The organism is Bacteroides celer (assembly GCF_002632415.2).
Classification (GTDB): Bacteria; Bacteroidota; Bacteroidia; order Bacteroidales; family Bacteroidaceae; genus Bacteroides.
In genome coordinates this window covers 2,139,685-2,159,639 of sequence record NZ_CP178209.1, presented here as the reverse complement: position 1 = coordinate 2,159,639, position 19,955 = coordinate 2,139,685, and the positions used below count along the sequence as shown (strand labels likewise).

The 19,955-nt window shown below is 41.9% G+C and carries 13 protein-coding genes; 4 read left to right on the top strand and 9 right to left on the bottom strand.

Annotated features, from left to right (window positions below):
- Positions 1–69: 69 nt before the first annotated feature.
- From tnpC to CJF29_RS08275, 3 genes are all read right to left on the bottom strand, one after another.
- Complete coding sequence (gene tnpC / locus CJF29_RS08285; RefSeq protein ID WP_229112578.1) at positions 70–1,482, bottom strand: IS66 family transposase; 1,413 nt, start codon at positions 1,480–1,482, stop codon at positions 70–72.
- A gap of 447 nt (positions 1,483–1,929) precedes the next feature.
- Positions 1,930–2,748, bottom strand: coding sequence for an alpha/beta hydrolase (locus CJF29_RS08280; protein ID WP_099146605.1), 819 nt, complete (start codon positions 2,746–2,748; stop codon positions 1,930–1,932).
- Between the two features lie 26 nt (positions 2,749–2,774).
- Positions 2,775–3,209: a DUF2007 domain-containing protein gene (locus CJF29_RS08275; RefSeq protein WP_074637744.1), complete on the bottom strand. Its 435-nt coding sequence runs from the start codon at positions 3,207–3,209 to the stop codon at positions 2,775–2,777.
- A gap of 135 nt (positions 3,210–3,344) precedes the next feature.
- Here CJF29_RS08275 and CJF29_RS08270 point away from each other — a divergent pair, with 135 nt between their 5' ends.
- From CJF29_RS08270 to CJF29_RS08255, 4 genes are all read left to right on the top strand, one after another.
- Positions 3,345–5,723, top strand: coding sequence for a TonB-dependent receptor (locus CJF29_RS08270; RefSeq protein ID WP_099146606.1), 2,379 nt, complete (start codon positions 3,345–3,347; stop codon positions 5,721–5,723).
- A gap of 32 nt (positions 5,724–5,755) precedes the next feature.
- Positions 5,756–6,538 carry a M48 family metallopeptidase gene (locus CJF29_RS08265; protein ID WP_008774941.1) on the top strand — a complete coding sequence of 261 codons (783 nt, stop codon included), beginning with the start codon at positions 5,756–5,758 and terminating at the stop codon, positions 6,536–6,538.
- A 185-nt stretch (positions 6,539–6,723) separates the two neighbouring features.
- Positions 6,724–8,016 carry a hemolysin family protein gene (locus tag CJF29_RS08260; RefSeq protein ID WP_004305907.1) on the top strand — a complete coding sequence of 431 codons (1,293 nt, stop codon included), beginning with the start codon at positions 6,724–6,726 and terminating at the stop codon, positions 8,014–8,016.
- Between the two features lie 57 nt (positions 8,017–8,073).
- Positions 8,074–8,550 carry a copper resistance protein NlpE N-terminal domain-containing protein gene (locus CJF29_RS08255; RefSeq protein WP_004296964.1) on the top strand — a complete coding sequence of 159 codons (477 nt, stop codon included), beginning with the start codon at positions 8,074–8,076 and terminating at the stop codon, positions 8,548–8,550.
- Positions 8,551–8,709: 159 nt separating this feature from the next.
- On the opposite strand, the gene CJF29_RS08250 is transcribed toward CJF29_RS08255, so the two are convergent.
- The 6 genes from CJF29_RS08250 to CJF29_RS08225 form a co-directional block, all read right to left on the bottom strand.
- A complete protein-coding gene (locus CJF29_RS08250) occupies positions 8,710–9,930 on the bottom strand; it encodes a glycoside hydrolase family 88 protein (protein ID WP_099146607.1) in 1,221 nt (406 codons plus the stop codon).
- A gap of 88 nt (positions 9,931–10,018) precedes the next feature.
- Positions 10,019–11,668 (bottom strand): glycoside hydrolase 43 family protein, encoded by a 1,650-nt coding sequence (locus tag CJF29_RS08245; protein WP_099146608.1) that lies wholly within the window; start codon positions 11,666–11,668, stop codon positions 10,019–10,021.
- Between the two features lie 247 nt (positions 11,669–11,915).
- Positions 11,916–13,319, bottom strand: a complete 1,404-nt coding sequence (locus CJF29_RS08240) for an alginate lyase family protein (RefSeq protein WP_074556362.1) — start codon at positions 13,317–13,319, stop codon at positions 11,916–11,918.
- A 5-nt stretch (positions 13,320–13,324) separates the two neighbouring features.
- Positions 13,325–14,851: an Ig-like domain-containing protein gene (locus tag CJF29_RS08235; protein WP_074637731.1), complete on the bottom strand. Its 1,527-nt coding sequence runs from the start codon at positions 14,849–14,851 to the stop codon at positions 13,325–13,327.
- Positions 14,852–14,882: 31 nt separating this feature from the next.
- Positions 14,883–16,616 (bottom strand): RagB/SusD family nutrient uptake outer membrane protein, encoded by a 1,734-nt coding sequence (locus tag CJF29_RS08230; RefSeq protein ID WP_099146609.1) that lies wholly within the window; start codon positions 16,614–16,616, stop codon positions 14,883–14,885.
- A 3-nt stretch (positions 16,617–16,619) separates the two neighbouring features.
- Complete coding sequence (locus tag CJF29_RS08225) at positions 16,620–19,919, bottom strand: SusC/RagA family TonB-linked outer membrane protein (protein ID WP_099146610.1); 3,300 nt, start codon at positions 19,917–19,919, stop codon at positions 16,620–16,622.
- Positions 19,920–19,955: the final 36 nt, after the last annotated feature.

Genomic DNA, 19,955 nt, shown 5'->3' with positions numbered 1-19,955 from the left:
GAATTATAGATTCTTAACCTACAAAGGCGCTTTTGTAACTACTCAGGTATAAAGTCATATTGATACTTCTCACTGTTCAAGAACAGCAAGAATAGCCTTGTATTTAGAATTTCCGTTTTTCTTAGCGGTTTCAGCAACGGAGTGGACGTTCATAAAAGTGTTAGCCCCTTTTTCTGTACGAAAACATCCGCTGACTTTTTGCTTTACCTTTATTTTTCGAATACCTCTTTCGCTGGCATTATTATCATAAGGAACATCTGGGTTTTGCAGGAAGGTAAAAAGATAATCCTTACATTTGAAGAGACCATTTTTGAACTTCTGGAAATCCTCATGCAGATGTGCTACGCTTTCATTTAGCAATCGGTCCAATCTGTCTTTTATAGTGGTTATTGGTATTACTTCAAAGCTTGTAGTCTTACGGATGTGTATCGCCTCTCTAAGAAGTGTACTCACTTTTTTAGACCAGTTCTGCTTAGGGTCAAGTTCAGTAAGGTATTGAATGTTCCTTAACAGATGTGCAATGCATACCTGATGATTCTTTACTTCCATATTGAAATAGCTACCATGTCGATCTGTGACTAATACAGCATTGGGCAATCCATCAGGAAAATGGTTGTTTATAGCCTTCATTCCTCTGGACTTGTCTTGGTATACATAGGTTAACTGATCCGTTTGGAATATCCATGCCCAATTAAGTGCACTATTGACATATAGTCCCGTTTCATCAGCGCCAACAACTGTGGATTCGGCTATGCGCCTGCGAATTTGGTCACAAACAGTTTTTGATTTAGTCCCTATTTTAGTAAGCATGTTCCGCACTGTACCTTGACTAATAGACAAAGAGAAAATTTCTTTGAGTATTTCACAGATACGTTCAAATGAAACACATTGAACATGGCTAAGAAAAGACACCAGAGACTGAATAGTCTTGCCGTATGAAATCCGTTTACTACATTCTTTGGGGAGCGGGCATTTATTAATGTGGCCGCAAGAACAAGTCACATCAAAAGAGCGATGTTCTTTTACTTGGGGACGGGGTAAAGGTATATCAACCACTTGGGAGACTCCGCTACAAATAGACTCAGCCCCAGTCAAAGAACTGCCGCAACATTCACAATAGTCAGATTTATGTTCTTCGATAAAATCAGGAGAAGTGCTCGTTTCTAAAGTAGAGCCGGGATGACCAAATTGACCACCGTTCTTACGGTCTGACTTCTTGCGCAAAGACTGTGTCCGACGGAGGACTTTGGCAGGAAGCGATTCTTGGGAAGGAGGAATACTACTATTATGACTATCCTTATCAGGTCCTTCATATTTGGATAAACGTTTCTTTAATACATGAATCTCTTTATCCTTCTGATCAATAATACGATAAAGACGGCTAATATCAGCACCTTGCTCAGATATAGTTTGCTCCATCGAAGAGAATTTCTCGTTCATCTCCGATAAGAACTTAGATATGTCTGTTACCTGCTCAATCATTGAATGCAAAAGTAATATCTAGGGGATAATAGAGAAAGGGGATTGGCATAAAGTTATCAGATACATTTCAACAGGTAAGAGAGTTTGGATTACTTTTTCAATTTTCAGGAAAAGATACCTGAGTAGTTACGCGCTTTTCATACCTCAACTTTGTTTATTCCGAAACAAAGGCTCTGATTTTACCTAACAAAGGCTCTTACTTCTCCTAACGCAGCGTTTAATGAGTCGTAACGCACCGTCTAATTTTTATAAAGCTACGGTATAAAACACGTTAATCTCCGGTTTCATCCCCTTTATAAGCCCGGCTAAAGCTCACGCCTCTCCAAGGTACAACAAAAAAGGAGAAAGCTTCCGCTCCCTCCTTCTATCGTAGTTTAACCTCAATCTATTTTATGATTCTGTACCAAAGATACAACATTGAAAAGCCAAAGTCAAGTATTCTCGGTTTTATTTCTTGAAAAACTTATTAAAGAACAGAATCTGATAATCAATGGAGTTATTCCAATACTGCCCTGTATGTCCTCCCGGACGGGTAATAAAATCATGATCGATCTTTCTTTCCAACAGGCGGTTATGCAAATCCTTGTTCACATTCAGGAAGAAATCTCCTTCTCCACAATCGACAATGATAGCCAAATCGCCATTCTCTATCTTATCAATCTGGTTGATAACGGTGTGATTATCCCATACCTCCTTATTCGATTCATATTCTCCCAACAGTTTAGCCATGTCCCAGTTTTTCGGGAACGGGCGAATATCCATCCCTCCGCTTGTACTTCCACTGGCACCAAACGTATCTTTATGATGGATTGCATTCCACATCGCTCCGTGTCCACCCATACTCAATCCGGTGATGGCGCGTCCCTTACGGTCGGCAATCGTCTTGTAATGTTCGTCGATATACTTCACCAGTTCCGACGAAATAAAAGTTTCATAGCGGAAAGACGGGTTGACCGGACTATCCCAGTACCAGCTTTTCTTTCCGTCCGGACAAACGAATATGATTCCTTTTTCGTCCGCAATTTGGGGAAGATTCGGTTTAATGCCAATCCATGTTTTAGCATTTCCACCATAACCGTGCAACAAATAAATAGTAGGACAAGCCACCGATTTCTTTCCTGATGCAACATCCGGCGTAACAACGACCACTTGCACTTCCTTACTCATGGAAGGACTTTTAATTAACAAGGTATCTACTTTGGCAGCAAAAGAGGGAGCTACCCAAATTAAAAGAAGAGCAATTAATAGATTTTTTTTCTTTTCCATTGTGTGTTATAAATAGTTAGATATAGTTATTCCTCTGTTTCAGCAGGAGGATTAAATTTAGAAACCGGCATTTCAAAGGTTTTATGACACTGTTTACAAGTATAGTTCCAGTGGTTATCTCCCGGAGGAATGACCATCAATGCAGAAATGATAGCAGCACCCACCGCACGCCAGCGCTTTCCTTTTCTCAACACCAACTGGATGTCCGATGAACCGCAGTACGGACAAAGCGTCAACTCTTCCGGCCAACTATCGTTATCCTTCAACACTTGGACAGCATTCTCGTTGTCTTCATCTGCCACCAATATATCCACCCCTGCTATACTACTCACGCAACTTTTATACAAAGTAGAGAAATTCTCATTGTGCAGAATAGACTCGATGCCTTCATTCTCCAATGCTCCCTGAAGGATATGTGCCTTCATCGCATCATTACAAGTTATCAATTTTACAGTCTTCATCAGGAATCTGTTTTAATATGCCCCACAAAAATAAGATATAAAAATGAAATGTGAAACAAAATACGGCTAACTTCATCAAAAGGTATCATTATTTAATACTTTTTTTGTACTTTCGCAGCGACAATTTGCAATCACATGAAAAAACTGTTGACACTGCTACTATTTTCCAACATCCTGCTTTCCCTGTTACAGGCACAACCTGTACATCAAATTAAGGGGATAGTGATTGAAAAAAACAGCCGTCAGCCATTAGAATTCATTAACGTTATGATTCTTGGGCTGAACAAAGGTGGCGTCACCAATGCGGAAGGGCATTTCACTATCGAACAAGTGCCTCCCGGCATCTACCGTTTGCAAGCAACAGCCATCGGCTACAAAAGTGTCACTACTCCCGAATATATCTTATCTACCAAAGATCTGAACATTTCGATAGAAATGGAAGAAAACCTGACCGAACTCGCAGGAGTAACCGTCACCGCTTCTCCTTTCCGGCGCGACCAGGAAAGCCCGGTCAGCCTGCGCATCATCGGATTGCAGGAAATAGAAAAGAGTCCGGGAGCCAACCGGGATATTTCGCGGATTGTACAGTCTTACCCGGGAGTCGCCTTCTCGCCTATCGGCTACCGCAATGACCTGATTGTACGCGGTGGCTCTCCTTCTGAAAACCGTTTCTATTTGGACGGAGTGGAAATTCCCAATATCAATCACTTCAGCACGCAAGGAGCATCCGGCGGTCCGGTGGGAATCCTTAATGCCGACCTGATACGTGAAGTGAATTTCTACACCGGTGCTTTCCCCACTGATAGAGGGAACACGCTTAGCTCCGTGCTTGATTTCAAATTACGTGACGGAGATATGGAGCATAACTCACTAAAAGCTACCCTCGGAGCATCCGAAGTCTCTCTGGCCTCCAACGGACATATTGGAAAGAAAACCTCCTATCTGGTATCTGTGCGTCAATCTTATCTGCAATTCCTGTTTGATATGCTCGACCTGCCTTTCCTGCCGACTTTCACCGACGCGCAATTCAAGTTGAAAAACCGGTTCAACGAACAGAACGAACTGACGATATTGGGACTTGGGGGAATCGATAATATGCGGCTGAATACGAAAGCGGATAGCGAAGACAACGAATATATTCTTAGTTACCTGCCGAAAATCAAGCAGGAGACATTTACATTGGGAGCCGTTTATCGTCATTATGCAGGCGCACATGTGCAGTCGGTGGTAGTCAGTCACAGCTATCTGAACAACCGCAACACCAAATACCGTCAGAATGATGAAAGTATTCCGGAGAATCTGATGCTCCGCCTCCGTTCTACCGAACAAGAGACAAAATTCCGTTTCGAAAACAATTCTTCTTTCCGCAACTGGAAGGTCAACCTCGGATTGAACCTGGATTACAGCCAATATACCAACACCACCTTTCAAAAGGCATATACCAATCAGGCACAAACGTTTGATTACCATACTTATTTGGGGATGATGCGCTGGGGACTTTTCGGCACTATCAGCTACTCTTCGATGGACGAACGTTTCACAGCTTCCCTGGGATTGAGAGCTGATGCCAACAATTATTCGTCTGCCATGAAGTCACTCTCCGACCAACTTTCTCCCCGCATATCACTTTCCTACCAACTTGCCGATCACTGGTTTTTAAGCGGAAATGCAGGACTTTATTACCAGTTGCCTCCTTACACGGCTCTCGGTTTTAAGGATAATAACGGAACGTATGTCAACAAATACAATCTCCGCTATATGAAAGTCAGCCAGGAAAGTCTGGGTATCAGTTGGCGCAAAGGAGATACTTTCGAAGTTTCCGTGGAAGGATTCTACAAAGATTATGATAAAATTCCGCTCTCCGTTGTGGATGGCATTCCTCTTACCTGCAAAGGAAATGACTACGGGGTGATTGGCAACGAATTGCTGACCTCCACCGCCCAGGGACGTTCGTATGGTGCGGAGATTTTGGTGAAATGGCTGATCGCCAAGAAACTGAATCTGGCTTCTTCCTTTACCATCTTTAAAAGCGAATACCGCAACGACAAAGAGAGTGAATACATTGCATCCGCATGGGACAACCGGTATATCTTCAACTTACGGGGAACCTACAATCTGCCACGCCAATGGAGTGTCGGGATGAAAGTCAGTTGCATCGGCGGTGCTCCTTATACGCCTTATGATGAAGAAAAGTCATCTCTGGTATCTGCCTGGGATGCACAAGGTAAAGCATATTACGACTATTCTAAATATAATAAAGAACGTCTTCCGGCTTTTGCACAGGTAGACCTCCGTATCGACAAGACATTTTATCTGAAACATTGTATGCTGGGATTCTATCTTGATTTGCAAAATATCACGGTAAGCAAACTGAAACAGCAAGATGTACTGATGAGCACCGGTATCATTGAAAATCCGGAAGCTCCTGCCGACAGCCAACACTATAAAATGAAACGCCTCAAACAATCGAGCGGGACATTGCTCCCCACATTAGGAATAACATTTGAGTATTAATTTATGCATAAAACTGTAAACTAGAAAAGAGTATGAAAAGAGAAATCGCTATGATTGCCTTCGTATTGTTAGGCATGGGTATGACAGCTTCTGCACAATTCGGCAAGAAGATTAATTTGGGAAAAGCGTTACAAGCCGGTAAAGACGTAGTATCAGCCGTTACTTTATCTGATGCGGACATCGCCAACATGAGTAAGGAGTATATGGTATGGATGGATGCTCATAATCCATTGACCAAACCTGATACTGAATATGGCAAACGTCTGGAGAAGTTGACGGGACATATCAAAGAAGTGGATGGACTGAAACTTAACTTTGGTGTATATGAAGTGGTAGACGTAAATGCTTTCGCTTGTGGCGACGGTAGTGTACGTATTTGCGCCGGTCTGATGGATGTGATGACGGATGAAGAAGTGATGGCAGTGGTAGGACATGAGATTGGCCACGTAGTTCACACAGATTCTAAAGATGCCATGAAGAATGCTTATCTCCGTTCAGCCGTGAAGAATGCAGCAGGTGCCAGCAGCGATAAAGTAGCCAAACTGACCGACTCCGAGCTGGGAGCTATGGCTGAAGCTCTGGCAGGCGCACAATATTCACAGAAGCAGGAAAGCGAAGCGGATGATTACGGAGTAGAGTTCTGTGTAAAGAACGGTATCGACCCGTATGCAATGGCTAACTCACTGACTAAGTTGTCCGAACTGTCGAAAGATGCTCCACAAGCTTCTTACCTGCAAAAGATGTTCTCGTCACACCCGGATACCATGAAACGTATCGAACGTGCGAAAGCAAAAGCAGCAACCTACGCTAAATAATAACGGACATCGTTCCTAAATCAAATAAAGGAGGAGATACTGCGGTTGACAAACCAATGTATCTCCTCCTCTGTTTTTGATAAAAAAGGACACACTATTATTAAAAAATCATTAATCTATAACATAGATTTGCATAGTGCCCTGATTTCTTGTAATTTCGACCCTATAACCATTTTAATCCATTTATGGAATTTCTTATCATACTTCTCTTACTTGTACTGAATGGCATTTTTGCCATGTATGAAATTGCGCTGGTATCATCCAGCAAAGCACGTCTTGAAACACTTGTCGCAAAAGGTAACAAATCAGCCCGTGGAGTTTTAAAACAATTGGAAGAACCGGAAAAGTTCTTATCTACCATTCAGATCGGTATTACGCTGATCGGTATCGTATCCGGTGCGTATGGTGGTGTGGCTATTGCCGATGACCTCGTTCCTTTCTTTTCCCTCATTCCGGGCGCAGAAGCTTATGCACGCAACCTGGCAATGATTACTACCGTAGCAATCATTACCTATCTTTCTCTGATTATCGGAGAGCTAGTACCCAAATCTATCGCTCTTAGTAATCCGGAGCGATACGCCACTTTGTTCAGCCCGGTCATGATTCTCCTGACAAAGGTTTCTTATCCTTTTGTATGGTTGCTGAGTGTCTCTACCCGGCTACTGAATAAACTCATCGGTTTGAAAAGCGAAGAACGCCCCATGACGCAGGAGGAAATCAAAATGATTCTCCATCAAAGTTCGGAACAAGGTGTGATTGACAAAGAGGAAACGGAAATGATACGTGATGTGTTCCGCTTCTCCGACAAACGGGCTAACGAACTGATGACGCATCGCAGAGATCTCATTATCCTTCACCCTGATGATACGCAGGAAAAGGTGATGAAGACAATCGAAGAAGAACATTATAGCAAATATCTGTTGGTGGACGAACGGAAAGATGAGATTATCGGTGTGGTTTCCGTAAAGGATATTATCCTGATGATAGGCAGTAAAAAGCTGTTTAACTTACGCGAAATAGCCCGTCCTCCCCTCTTTATTCCGGAAAGTTTATATGCAAATAAAGTTTTAGAGCTATTTAAGAAGAACAAAAACAAGTTCGGAGTTGTTGTTAACGAGTATGGCAGCACAGAAGGCATTATCACACTGCACGACCTGACCGAAAGTATCTTCGGAGACATCCTTGAAGAGGATGAAACGGAAGAAGAAGAAATCGTCACAAGGCAGGATGGTTCGATGCTGGTGGAAGCTTCAATGAACATCGACGACTTCATGGAGGAAATGGGTATTTTATCCTATGAAGATCTGGAATCGGAAGACTTCACCACTCTGGGGGGATTAGCCATGTTCCTGATTGGCCGTATCCCGAAAGCGGGAGACATCTTCACCTACAAGAATCTGCAATTCGAAGTGGTGGACATGGACCGCGGACGAGTAGACAAATTGCTTGTCATCAAACGGGACGAAGAGCAGGAATAGGATAGCAAAAAACGAGCAATAGCTCACTATATTTATATTAACTTAAAGCACTTAACGATGAAAAAAGTAATTATGTTAGCAGCAGTCGTAGCTGCTTTGGCATCATGCCAATCAAAAGCAAACAAAGCCGCAGAGGCTCAAGCAGACAGTCTAGCTCTTGCTATGACTCCGATTACCGAACTAACTGAAGTTTATGAAGGTACTCTTCCTGCTGCCGACGGTCCGGGTATTGACTATGTACTAACCTTGAACGCTGCAACTGACGGTGTAGATACTGCGTATACACTGGATATGACTTACCTCGATGCTGAAGGTCAAGGACAAAACAAGACTTTCACTTCAAAAGGAAAACAGCAGACTGTACACAAGGTAGTGAACAAAAAACCTGTGACTGCTGTTAAGTTAACTCCGAAAGATGGTGAAGCTCCGATGTATTTCGTGATTGTAAATGACACCACTCTTCGTCTGGTGAACGATAGCTTGCAAGAAGCTGTCAGCGATCTGAATTATGACATCATCAAGGTAAAACAATAAAATAAACCTAACCCTAACCAGTAAAAAAGCTCTGCACGGAACCTTCGTTCTTGCAGAGCTTTTCGTTTTTTACTCTATCATCTATACTAATCTAATTATTCACTTTATTAGTTCTACCGATACTTTGATATTACCGTATTCATAAGCCTGGTAATACTGTTATCCCAATACTCCGTGTCCTTCTTGCAGACGTTTCAGCCTCAACAAGGCTTCGATATAATAATAATCTGCATAAATAATAGAGGCATCTATCTCTGAATGAGCCGGCCAATGCCCTACACTATGAAGTAGGAAAGACGGTTTACTCTTGCCACTCTGATAACTGTCAGAGTTCAGGCTTGCCAGCATTTCGATAGCTGCATCTTTATAACGTTTTCCGGTTCCATTCGGGAGGTAAGTGGATAGTTCAAGCAAAGCAGAGGCCACCACTGCCGCAGCAGAAGCGTCACGCGGAGCATCCGGTATTCCCGGGGCACTGAAATCCCAATAAGGAACCTTATCTTCCGGCAGACGTTCGAGATAAACATCTGTCACTTTCTGTGCGAAATCAAGATATTTAGGATCTTTCGTCTCCCGATAGACTACAGTATATCCGTAGATTGCCCATGCTTGACCACGCGCCCACATGGTACTGTCTGCATAGCCCTGATGGGTTACTCCTTTTATCAGATTACCAGTGATGGTATCATATACTGCTACATGGTAGGATGTATAATCGGGACGGAACTGACATTTCATTGTTTTATCAGCATGAGAAACGGCAACATCATACAAATAAGGATTTCCACCATTCTTTGCTGCCCAGAAAAGCATTTCGAGATTAATCATGTTATCCATGATTGTGTTGTGAGGCCAGTTGCGTGGTTCCACTTCACGAGGCCATGAAAGCATTGTTCCTACAACCGGATTGAATAAAGTAGCCAGCGAATCGGCCGTATCCAGAATCACTTTCTTATAAGCAGGATCTTTCGTCAAGCGATAGCCGTTTCCATAACTGCAGAATACGAGGAATCCCAAATCATGGTCATAAGCTGGTATTCGAGAAAGGAATTCCAATGAGTTCGTAAACTTCTTAGCTTCTTCCAGAATATGCTTATCCTGTGTATATTCGTAATCATACCAGAGCACACCCGGCCAGAAACCGGCACACCATTCTTCTTTCGTTGCCTTACGACAGTTCCAGTGGTGTTCGTCAGCCATAATGTTACGTGGCATCATCGTATAGTCAATGCCGGAATCTGTTTTCAGTTCCGTAAGCGTACGTTGTGTCTGCTCTGCACAGTAGTCTAATGCCCTATTCACATCCAATGTACCGGAAGGCTTGTGAGTGCACATACAAAAACCTAACATCACAGCCAGACCTACTACAATCTTTTTCATCTTAGTTCAAATATATTCGCGTTAATTCTTAATCTTTATTTCTCTTTGTCAGTTACTTGAGCGGTCAGTTACTTAGTCACTCCATCAGTTACTTAGTCATCCGGAACCAGTCTACATCTGCCCATCCACGATTGCCCTCATTCGGAGTTACGCAAAATACTCCAACTTTGGCTCCAATCCATTTGCCTTGTCGGGCTGTGAAAGGCTCTCCCACTGTCGTGTATTTCTTTCCATCCAGACTATAAGCGAATGTACAAACGGCTCCTTTACGAACCTTTACTTGCAAATAAACTATTTGCCACTCATTATCTGCTACTCCCGGCATCTTCAGATGTTCCACCGGAATGTTTGCCAATTCTTTTATCTGTTCGGGATTTTGCTGTTCCGCATTCTTGCAGACTGCTTGTTGCAGAATAAACTGATCTCCCGCCTTACGAATGGAGAGATAGCTATAATCCCATCCCATTACAATGATTCCGGTTTGTTCCCCATCCTGCTTGGCAGTAAATGTCAATTTGGTCGTAGCCGTAAACTCTTCAGCCGGAAACTTTTGCATCAACAAGTTAGGAACTTCCCAGAAGTTCACAAATTCTTTTGAGAGACTGCCTGCATAAAGACGAATATACCCCAAGTCGGTCGTGAACCCGTAAGTGTCTTTTTTATTGGCATGCCATTGCCATTGTAACCCTAAATGACGGGTATTGAATTCATCACTCTCCGGCGGAGTGGCTATCGGATATGTCTTTCCTACATTCGGTTTCTTATAGGTCGTTACCGGTTCACCGCAACCATCTTTATCCTTGTCTACTCCGATTACAGGCCAATCATTTACCCAAGTCATCGGATTCAGATGAATCACGCGTCCGTAAGCTCCTTTATCTTGAAAATGAACGAACCAGGATTCTCCTGTATTCGTATCTACCCAGCCACCTTGATGAGGCCCGTTGATATTTGTCTTTCCTTGTGCCATTACGATCTTCGATTCGTAAGGGCCGTAAATGTTCTTCGAGCGAAGTACTAATTGCCAACCGGTTGCTACTCCACCTGCCGGAGCAAAAATATAGTAGTATCCGTTGCGTTTGTAGAGCTTCGGTCCTTCTACCGTATGGTTCTTTCCATCATTTCCGTCAAATACCATCACCGGATCGGAAATTACTTCTGTTCCCTCTGCATTCAGTTCGCAAATAACGAGAATACTATTCACTCCGCTACGGCTTCCGGCATAAGCATGTATCAGATATACTTTTCCGTCTTCGTCCCACAAAGGAGTGGCATCAATCATACCTTTCCCGGCTTTCACCAATACAGGCTTGCTCCATTTTCCTTTCGGATCTTTAGTTTTAATCATATAGATTCCATAATCCGGATCACCCCAGTAAATGTAAAATTCTCCGTCATGAAAACGAATAGCCGGTGCCCATACGCCTTTACCATGCTGTGCCTTATCGAAGAAAGCTTCCGGCTCCTGAACCGGTAACGCATAGTTTACCAGCGACCAATTCACCAAGTCATTGGAATGAAGAATAGGAATTCCGGGAATACAATTAAAGCTGGATGCTGTCATATAGAAATCATCTCCGGCTGCGCATACATCCGGGTCCGAATAGTCTGCATGAAGAACCGGGTTCTGATAAGTTCCATTGCCCTTATCAGCCACCCAGGTCTTTGAAATTTCTTGTGCGCCTGCCAATGTGCAGCAAGCCATCATTCCTGCTAAAAACAGAATCTTTTTACGCATAGTACCTAACTAATAATTCTTTTCTAAATTCAAGTGTTATTCCTAAAAACAGATTCTTTCTACCTTTATATAAAACTAATCACTTTAAAAACTGAATCTATTATCTGATTCCAAACAATCTATTTCTTAACCTATTTGCTTATATATACGAAGGGGATTAGGTAAATACCTAATCCCCTTACAACTTTTTTCTATTTATCCAAGATTATTGTAAAACAATCATGCTATATAAGCAACAGCGTTTTCTTTACTCTTTTGCAAACATCAGCGTTCCGAAACCTAATTGGTCATAACCGCCGCTATTAGGTCCATAATCACCTGCTCCGCCATCGGAATTTCCGCGTGATGCATTTTCACGCATTTTATCAACCCACATCTTAGCATAGATGCTTGATTTACCGTAATCCTGTGCCAAACGATTCACCAACTCCCATGCAGGACGCACTTCACCACGTGAATCTTTTCCTTCTCTTCTTTCTTGTGCAGAAATGGTATCCCAGCTTCCACTACAATTTATATAAGTAGTGTAAGGCAGATCATTATCTGTATACTTAAAACCCGTCATCTTCCAACTGGCACTTGAACTACCGGTTTCGGCACCACCGATATTATATTTAGCTACATATTCACACATAGCCAATGCGCGTCCATCATCAAATATGAAAAGGTCTTCACCTACATTCTTTGCCATCTGACAAAAGGCACCCAGCAGACTGACACACAAGGTAGCATGTCCCTGGTCACGGCCTGATTCCTGACATTGTCCCAGCATTTCATCACTATCCGGATCCAGATGTATAAAAGGAACGCCATTTCCTATATTTCCGGAACCAATACCGAATTTGAAATATTGAATAGCCTCATTAATTTTAAAGTTATCATCCGCCAGGATACCAATAGAAAGCAAAGCAGTCATTGCGGACAAATCCCAGTTTAGCCAATAATGAAGTGCACATTCGTTTCCATTGTGTGTAGACAGGAATTTTGTGATATGAGGATAAAAGACATCCGTAATCCATGCTTTAAACTTAACGAAATCAGCTTCCTGCCATCCTGAATAAGAACGCATAATTTCCGCAGCATTAGCCAATTGATGCACCTGAATAAAAATCAAGAACTCATTCGGATCTATAAATTCACCTTTATCATTCACGATAAATCCTGTACAAGTTTTAGCCCAATCATTCAGAATAGCAACAGCCGCATCCGCATACTGTGCCCCATCTGTTTCCGACAGTTTCCACCGAAGAGCTAATTGATAGGCTGCGGCGGCATCCTTCATCAACTTCGTATAATTATTCCAATCATTGGGATATTTGCCTGCCCAATTGTTTTGATCGAGACGTGCTAATAATTTCACAGGAGAAGCCTTATAGTTCGATTGAGACAAGCTATTCCCACTGCGGCTCAAATGATCGAACGCACTCCTCCAAGGTTGTGCGCCGGCTTGTACCTTTCCTTTTACAAATTCAAAATCCGTTTCCGTATGAAGCATACAGGGATGCTCCAAAGTCGTAACATAATCTTTCACTTCCGGCCAACTGCTCATATCATTAGAGCCGTCTTCTATCTCACTACATGCTAAAAGCGTGGTAGAAGTCAGGGCGAAAAGCCCTGCTCCTATTATTGTATGCAATTTCATCTTATTCATGATAGTTATTCGTTAGTATTGTTTTCACTGTCTACAAAAGCTTGAAGTTCCTCTACGGACTTGAAAGAACGAATCCAGTAAAGATCATAAGTCTGTGCTGTTTCCGGGAAGTCAGCAATAACAAATTTACATTGCGCTAAATCAAATACCTGATTCCAGTCTGTAGGTGTCACAGTCTTATATTTTGACTGTAAGTCGTAGTACAAAACATTCGGTTCTGTAGTCGAAATCTCACTTGCCCCCAGAATCTCATATCTATTATTTGCATCTCCACCTGTTCCAAAATATTCAGGTCCTATCTTCTTAATGCCATCATCAAATATTTCTAACTTAATACAACCATTAGGTTTATTCTTTCCCGGAACCAGCTGCGATTTGAATCCTACTTTAATTGCGAAATATCTATAATCAGCAGGAGTCACATTTACAACCTTTCCTTTACCACTTCTTGCAAGCCATAAATCACCACGATATCCAGACCCCATTTGAACAATGGTCTTCTTTCCGTCAGATGAAACTACAGACGCGCCGTTACCATCCAGATACCAATTATTATCCTGTCCATTACCCAGACCATTACCTAATGAATACCAGAAACGTCCATCGGCAACTGTTACGGTTACATTTTGTACAACAGGACCATAAGAAGCGGTTATAACAGCAGAAGCGGTCTTCGTGGTATGTACTTTCAACTTACCTGTTTTATCTACACTTATCATATCAGGATTATCACTCGTCCAAGTCAGTAATGAGGCAGTAGCATCTACAGGTTCCAATGTATATTTAATCTGATATTCCTGTCCATATCCTAACTGATTGAGTTCCTTATCTTCAGTAAATGTCATTCCGGTGATTGGAGTAACTATTTTCACTCCTATCTTGCAACTTGCAGACACCGGAGTCGAACTAAAATCATCGGCAGTCACTGTAATAGTTGCATCACCTTTACTAATTCCGGTCACTAATCCAGTCTTTTCATCTACAGTTGCTACCTCCGGATTACTACTTACCCACTTATACCGTTTAAATGTAGCATCCGACGGTTCCGATACAACTTCCAACTGATATTCATCCCCGGCTGCAATTTCTTCCGAAGGAACATTCTTAATGTTAATAGATGACATATATGTATATTCTTCCATGACCTCCACTGTTCTGGTCACGATAGTAGCTTCGGGTCCGAAACCGATTTCCGGCATTAAAGTAATAACAGCCTTTCCTGTTTTATCCTTAGTTACGACCTTACCTTCCCGTGTAACAGACACAATAGATTCATCCGACGAAGTCCATTGCACATTCACATTGGTTGCACTTTCAGGTGCAATACTCCAGGAGAGTTGCAGTTCCTTATTCTTCAGCAAACAAATTGCTTTATTTCCTGCATCATATTGAGTTTCGTTCAGAGTAATGGTGGATATGGTAATCATCTCATCCATCTGTCCTCCTAAATCCTTATCATCATCACATGAAGTCAGACCTAAAAACGAACAAGCCGCCAGCCCAACAAAATATTTTATATAATCTCTTTTCATGATTCTTATTCTTTAAGTTATTCAGACTTGATTATTGCCATCCCGGATTCTGTCCCAAGTTTGGATTCAACTGACACTGATCTACCGGAAGCGGATACAGGTCATTTTTACTACCCCAGCGCCGACTATTTTCCAAGATCAAACAGCCATCGGAATCTTTTGCCATATTAGAAGCGCCAACCCATGAAGTCGCAAAATCAGTTCCTGTCCATTTCACTCCTAGAATAGGTTTAGGCATCTCTACAATAGCAGTATTCCAACGCTTCAAATCATCAACTCGGAAACCTTCATTGTACAATTCGATGGTACGTTCACGACGGATCTCTTCTCGCATATTCAAACTGTTTTCTGAAGCAAAAGACGTAGTCAGTTTAGGCATATCCGGGTTTACACGAAGACGAACCAAATTCAACGAGATATTCAAGGCATCATCCAAAGCTTTGCCAGTGGTTCCCAACTCATACATAGCTTCGGCATAATTCAATAAAACTTCTGCATAACGAATAATCGGGAAGTCGTAACCTTCAAATGTATCGGCCACCTTACGTTCCGTACCCCATTTTTGGTTTTGATAACCGGAACCTTGGAATACATTACATGTAATGGCATTGGTCGCATCTTCCCCATCCATACCTTTCCAGTCAATACGCGGTTTGTCGTTATCCCAATATTTAGTGCCATGAGCCAGAAGACAGTTCTTCATGCGATTATCACGATTTTCAAATTCCGTAGTCAGACCTCCATAACCTTTAAAGACGTCAGCACTCTTAGCATGGTCAATAGGTAGCCCATTGCTACAAAGATACATATTCACAAATTTACGATTAATATATTGCACGTTCGCTACACAACCATGTGTGATATTAGTCCCGATCGGAGCAATCGTTTCATCATGACGACGATAGAATATATATTCTTTATTAGCACTTTTAGTCAGATTCGCAGGATTAGACTGCACATTTTCTAAAATGAACAGGAATTTATAAGCCATATCTCCCAGCGCTGCAGGTTTGAATAGTTCGAACTGCTTACTGTCGATAACCTTCTTCGCTGCATCTGCTGCAATACTCAACAATGCTTTGCCACGTTCTTCATTATTACGGTTTTGTTGCCATGTGCCTTCATATAAAGCAACACGTGAAAGAAATGCATAAGCTCCCCACTTTGAAATACGTCCTTCATCATCCGTTGTGATTGTCTCCGGCAATACTTCAGCTGCTTCCCGTAAGTCCTGAATGACGAAATCAATCACTTCACTACGATCGTTACGGCTCATGCGCAGTTCGGGAGAAGTAATATCCAGCGGTTCTTTGGTAATAATCACATCTCCGAATAATTGTACCAAATCAAAATAAGAATAAGCACGGAAAAACTTTGCTTCTGCTACATAGCGACTAATGTCACCGTTACCGGAAAAAGACGCAGCTTTTTGCAACAACAAATTACAACGACGGATATGAGCATAGTTGCCTGTATAGTTACCATCTGAAGTAGGAATCGGATTACTACCATTGCTGTACATGTTTACAGAACCGGAAGTCATCAAGTCCGAACGCCAGTCAGAATGTGCACCATCAGAAATTACCGATGTGAAATCGCGGGTCCAACCATAGAAATTAGTTGCAAAATACTTAAAATCATCTGCTGCCCCCCACAAGTTGCCATCTGCCAGTTGATCCTGCGGATCAAGATCCAGACACGAATTCAGTGCCAGGCCAAGCGATAAAATCAAAAGAGCTTTCTTATATAGTTTCATATTCTTCATACATTAAAAAGTTAGATTTAATCCAAAAGTCACAGTACGAACAAAGGGGAAACGTCCTGCCGCTGATACCTTACGGCTAGCCTCCGGGTCCCATCCGTCGTTAATCTTTGAATATTCCCAAAGATCAGCACCTGCTACATATACACGACAAGAACTTATTGCTTTCGTTTTAGCTAAAAAGGCAGCAGGTACATTGTATCCTAATGTCACATTCTTCAGACGAATGTAAGAACCATCTTCCACTGACCAGGAAGAAGCCTGATAGTTGTAGTCATTGATTTCATTCTTATTGCTATATGTCGGATAATAAGCACCCCGATTCTCCGGACTCCACGTGTTACCTACCGATTGATTAGAAGTGTTCATATATAATGCCCTCATCGGTATACGCCAAGTCTCATTACCGTTATTATCTCCCGTACGGAAGATAGTACGTTTGGCAGCACCCTGGAAAACCAATGATAAATCAAATCCCTTCCATTCTGCTCCTACATTAAAAGAGAAGGAGATTTTCGGATCATCTGTACCCAGATAAACAATATCATTCTGATCCAGTTTACCGTCATTGTTTACATCAGCATACATATTATCTCCCAAACGGAAGTTTTGTTCTGTCAGTCCGATGGTATTACCAGTCAGGAAACGATATAGATATTTTTGACGTTCTTCTTCTGTCTGTGCTTTACCGGCATAACGCAGACCGAAAATACTATTCAACGGATAGCCTTGTTGCTTATCGACGAAACCGGATTTCAGGACTGATACTGCACCAATATCTGTCAGTTTGTTGGTATTGAAAGAATAAGTACCTCCTACATGATAAGTGAAGTCTTTTCCAATCTTATCAGACCAGTTTACCATAATTTCCCATCCATGTGATCTGAATTTTCCATTATTAGACATACCTGCGTTATCACCCAGAACTCCCGGATAAGAAACATTAATCAACATATTATCATTACGTTTCATGTACACTTCGGCAGTACCTGTCAGACGGGAATTGAATAAAGAGAAATCCAATCCTAAGTTATAATTCTTAATGCGTTCCCACTCACGCCCCAAAGAAGCGATTTTACCATTCGTATCTATGATAGTACCTTTGTTAGGACCGATGTAAGCTCCGCTTTGAGATTCAAATTTATAGAACTGCGTACCATCGTAACGATCAATACCACTTTGATTACCTACTTCACCATAAGAAAGACGGATTTTCAAATCGTTCAGCCATTTGATATTCTTCATGAACGCTTCTTCCGTAATACGCCATCCACCGGATATTCCATAAAAGAAGTCCCAGCGATTCTCCGGTTTGAATTTGGAAGAACCATCATAACGCATATTTACTTCCAATAAGTATTTTGACTTATAATTGTAGTTTAAACGAGAATAGTAGGACATCACAGCCTCATGCCACTTCGTACCATGTTTGTCTGTCAGATTCACAAGTCCCGCACCATTTACAGTTTCCAATGAGTTCTGTATATCTTTCACCGATACACCAAAATAATCATATTCTTTCAATTCATATTGAGCACCAAGCATCGCACTTACATTATGGTGCTGCGCAAATGTATTGTGATAATCAACATAACCTGCCATAGAATAAAAGTCTGTACGTGAACTAGTTTTCTCGTATGACGATTCTTCCTGTTTATAGCCATCGGCCTTGGTGTTTATCTTAGTCCCTGCATAATTATAAGAAGTAATGGCCATCTTCTTTATATCACGTGAAGCTACTCCGGAGTTATAACCGAGATTTGCTACTACATCCAGATGTTTATTGATATTGTAAGTGAATTTTTCACTGATATTAATTTCAGATACTTTCAATTGATTATCCCCACCTAGCTCGGCAAACCAGATTGGCGACAGCCAAGTTCCCCATGAATAAGGTTTTCCATCAATCGTAGAAGCCGGAAGACCCGGTTGCGGATAACTGGATGTCAACGTTTTATTCAGTTGTGAGGGAGATACCTGATCCTGGCGGTTGTAGGCAATCACTGATTCAATAGCAAAGTTATCAAAGACCTTCAGTTTATTAGTCAAACGAAGATTGAAACGCTGATTATTATTATTTCCCCACTTCAAATTACTGTCATCATACATATACCCTACGGACAAGCGATATAAATTCTTTTCCGTACCTCCGGAAACAGCCAGGTCATGTTGCGTAGAATAAGAATTGCCGAACAACACGTCTTGCCAGTTGGTATCCATAAACACGAAATCCATTACATCTGAATAGCCGGGAGCAAAAGGATTTGCACCGTGATCCAAATCAATGTATTTACCTTCACTGGCCAATGCCATTTTCGCATATTTCACCCATGAATAAGAATCCGGCTGACCGTCATTCTGACAAGTCTGCAACACAGCATTCGCCCATTCGTTCATTGTCATCAGTTCCGGCTGCAATCCCACCATCTTATAAGTGTATGAACCGCTATACTCTATTCTCGCTTTTCCTTCCTTTGCCTGTTTGGTGGTTACCAATACCACACCACCTGCGGCACGGGAACCATAAATAGCTGCCGATGCATCTTTCAGAAAGTTGATAGACTGTATATCGGAAGGGTTGATATTACGCAATGCATTTACGCCATCATAAGCAACTCCGTCAATAACGATCAACGGCTCCGCATTATTTGCAGAAACAGAACCACGCAATTTCAAGCCCCAGCTTTCATCTCCCGGAGCAGCAGAATTACGAGTAATCGTCACACCCGGAACCTGCCCCTGCATTGCCTGTAACGGACTTGACATCGTTCCTTTATTCTTCAACATTTTATCAGATACCACCGTTACAGCACCTGTCAATGTTTCCTTCTTCTGTGAACCATATCCCACTACTACAACTTCATCCAATACTTCGCTATCTTCTTGCAACTTTACATTTATCACAGTTTGCGAAGCTACATCTATGATCTGATCTTTATAACCGATATAGCTGAATTTCAACTTGGCTCCAGCAGATACACCAATTGTATAATTTCCGTCGATATCTGTAATCGTTCCTTCTGTCCCACCTATTACAGTAATATTCACGCCAATCAATGGCTCGCCCATTGCATCAACGACTTGACCTTTCACTTTCTTTTGAGCCTGTGCCACTACTTGACTATCGTTCATGTTTGTATCAGCCCATGCCTTTGAAACAGGACAAAGTCCCAGCATTAATCCTAACGCAAACACTGCTGTCTTGTTAGGTCGCGAATTAAATATTAATCCTCTTCGTTTCATAAAATTAAATTTGAGGTTTAAAAATAGTATTAAATTTTTGTTCTCTAAAATAAGGTAAGGCATACAGGTGCCTCTTTGTAAATTCTGACTCCTTTTCCA

Coding starts and splice junctions, on each gene's coding strand:
- tnpC (WP_229112578.1), bottom strand. CDS start 1,482: ATGATTGAGCAGGTAACAGACATATCTAAGTTCTTATCGGAGATGAAC.
- CJF29_RS08280 (WP_099146605.1), bottom strand. CDS start 2,748: ATGGAAAAGAAAAAAAATCTATTAATTGCTCTTCTTTTAATTTGGGTA.
- CJF29_RS08275 (WP_074637744.1), bottom strand. CDS start 3,209: ATGAAGACTGTAAAATTGATAACTTGTAATGATGCGATGAAGGCACAT.
- CJF29_RS08270 (WP_099146606.1), top strand. CDS start 3,345: ATGAAAAAACTGTTGACACTGCTACTATTTTCCAACATCCTGCTTTCC.
- CJF29_RS08265 (WP_008774941.1), top strand. CDS start 5,756: ATGAAAAGAGAAATCGCTATGATTGCCTTCGTATTGTTAGGCATGGGT.
- CJF29_RS08260 (WP_004305907.1), top strand. CDS start 6,724: ATGGAATTTCTTATCATACTTCTCTTACTTGTACTGAATGGCATTTTT.
- CJF29_RS08255 (WP_004296964.1), top strand. CDS start 8,074: ATGAAAAAAGTAATTATGTTAGCAGCAGTCGTAGCTGCTTTGGCATCA.
- CJF29_RS08250 (WP_099146607.1), bottom strand. CDS start 9,930: ATGAAAAAGATTGTAGTAGGTCTGGCTGTGATGTTAGGTTTTTGTATG.
- CJF29_RS08245 (WP_099146608.1), bottom strand. CDS start 11,668: ATGCGTAAAAAGATTCTGTTTTTAGCAGGAATGATGGCTTGCTGCACA.
- CJF29_RS08240 (WP_074556362.1), bottom strand. CDS start 13,319: ATGAATAAGATGAAATTGCATACAATAATAGGAGCAGGGCTTTTCGCC.
- CJF29_RS08235 (WP_074637731.1), bottom strand. CDS start 14,851: ATGAAAAGAGATTATATAAAATATTTTGTTGGGCTGGCGGCTTGTTCG.
- CJF29_RS08230 (WP_099146609.1), bottom strand. CDS start 16,616: ATGAAGAATATGAAACTATATAAGAAAGCTCTTTTGATTTTATCGCTT.
- CJF29_RS08225 (WP_099146610.1), bottom strand. CDS start 19,919: ATGCCTTACCTTATTTTAGAGAACAAAAATTTAATACTATTTTTAAAC.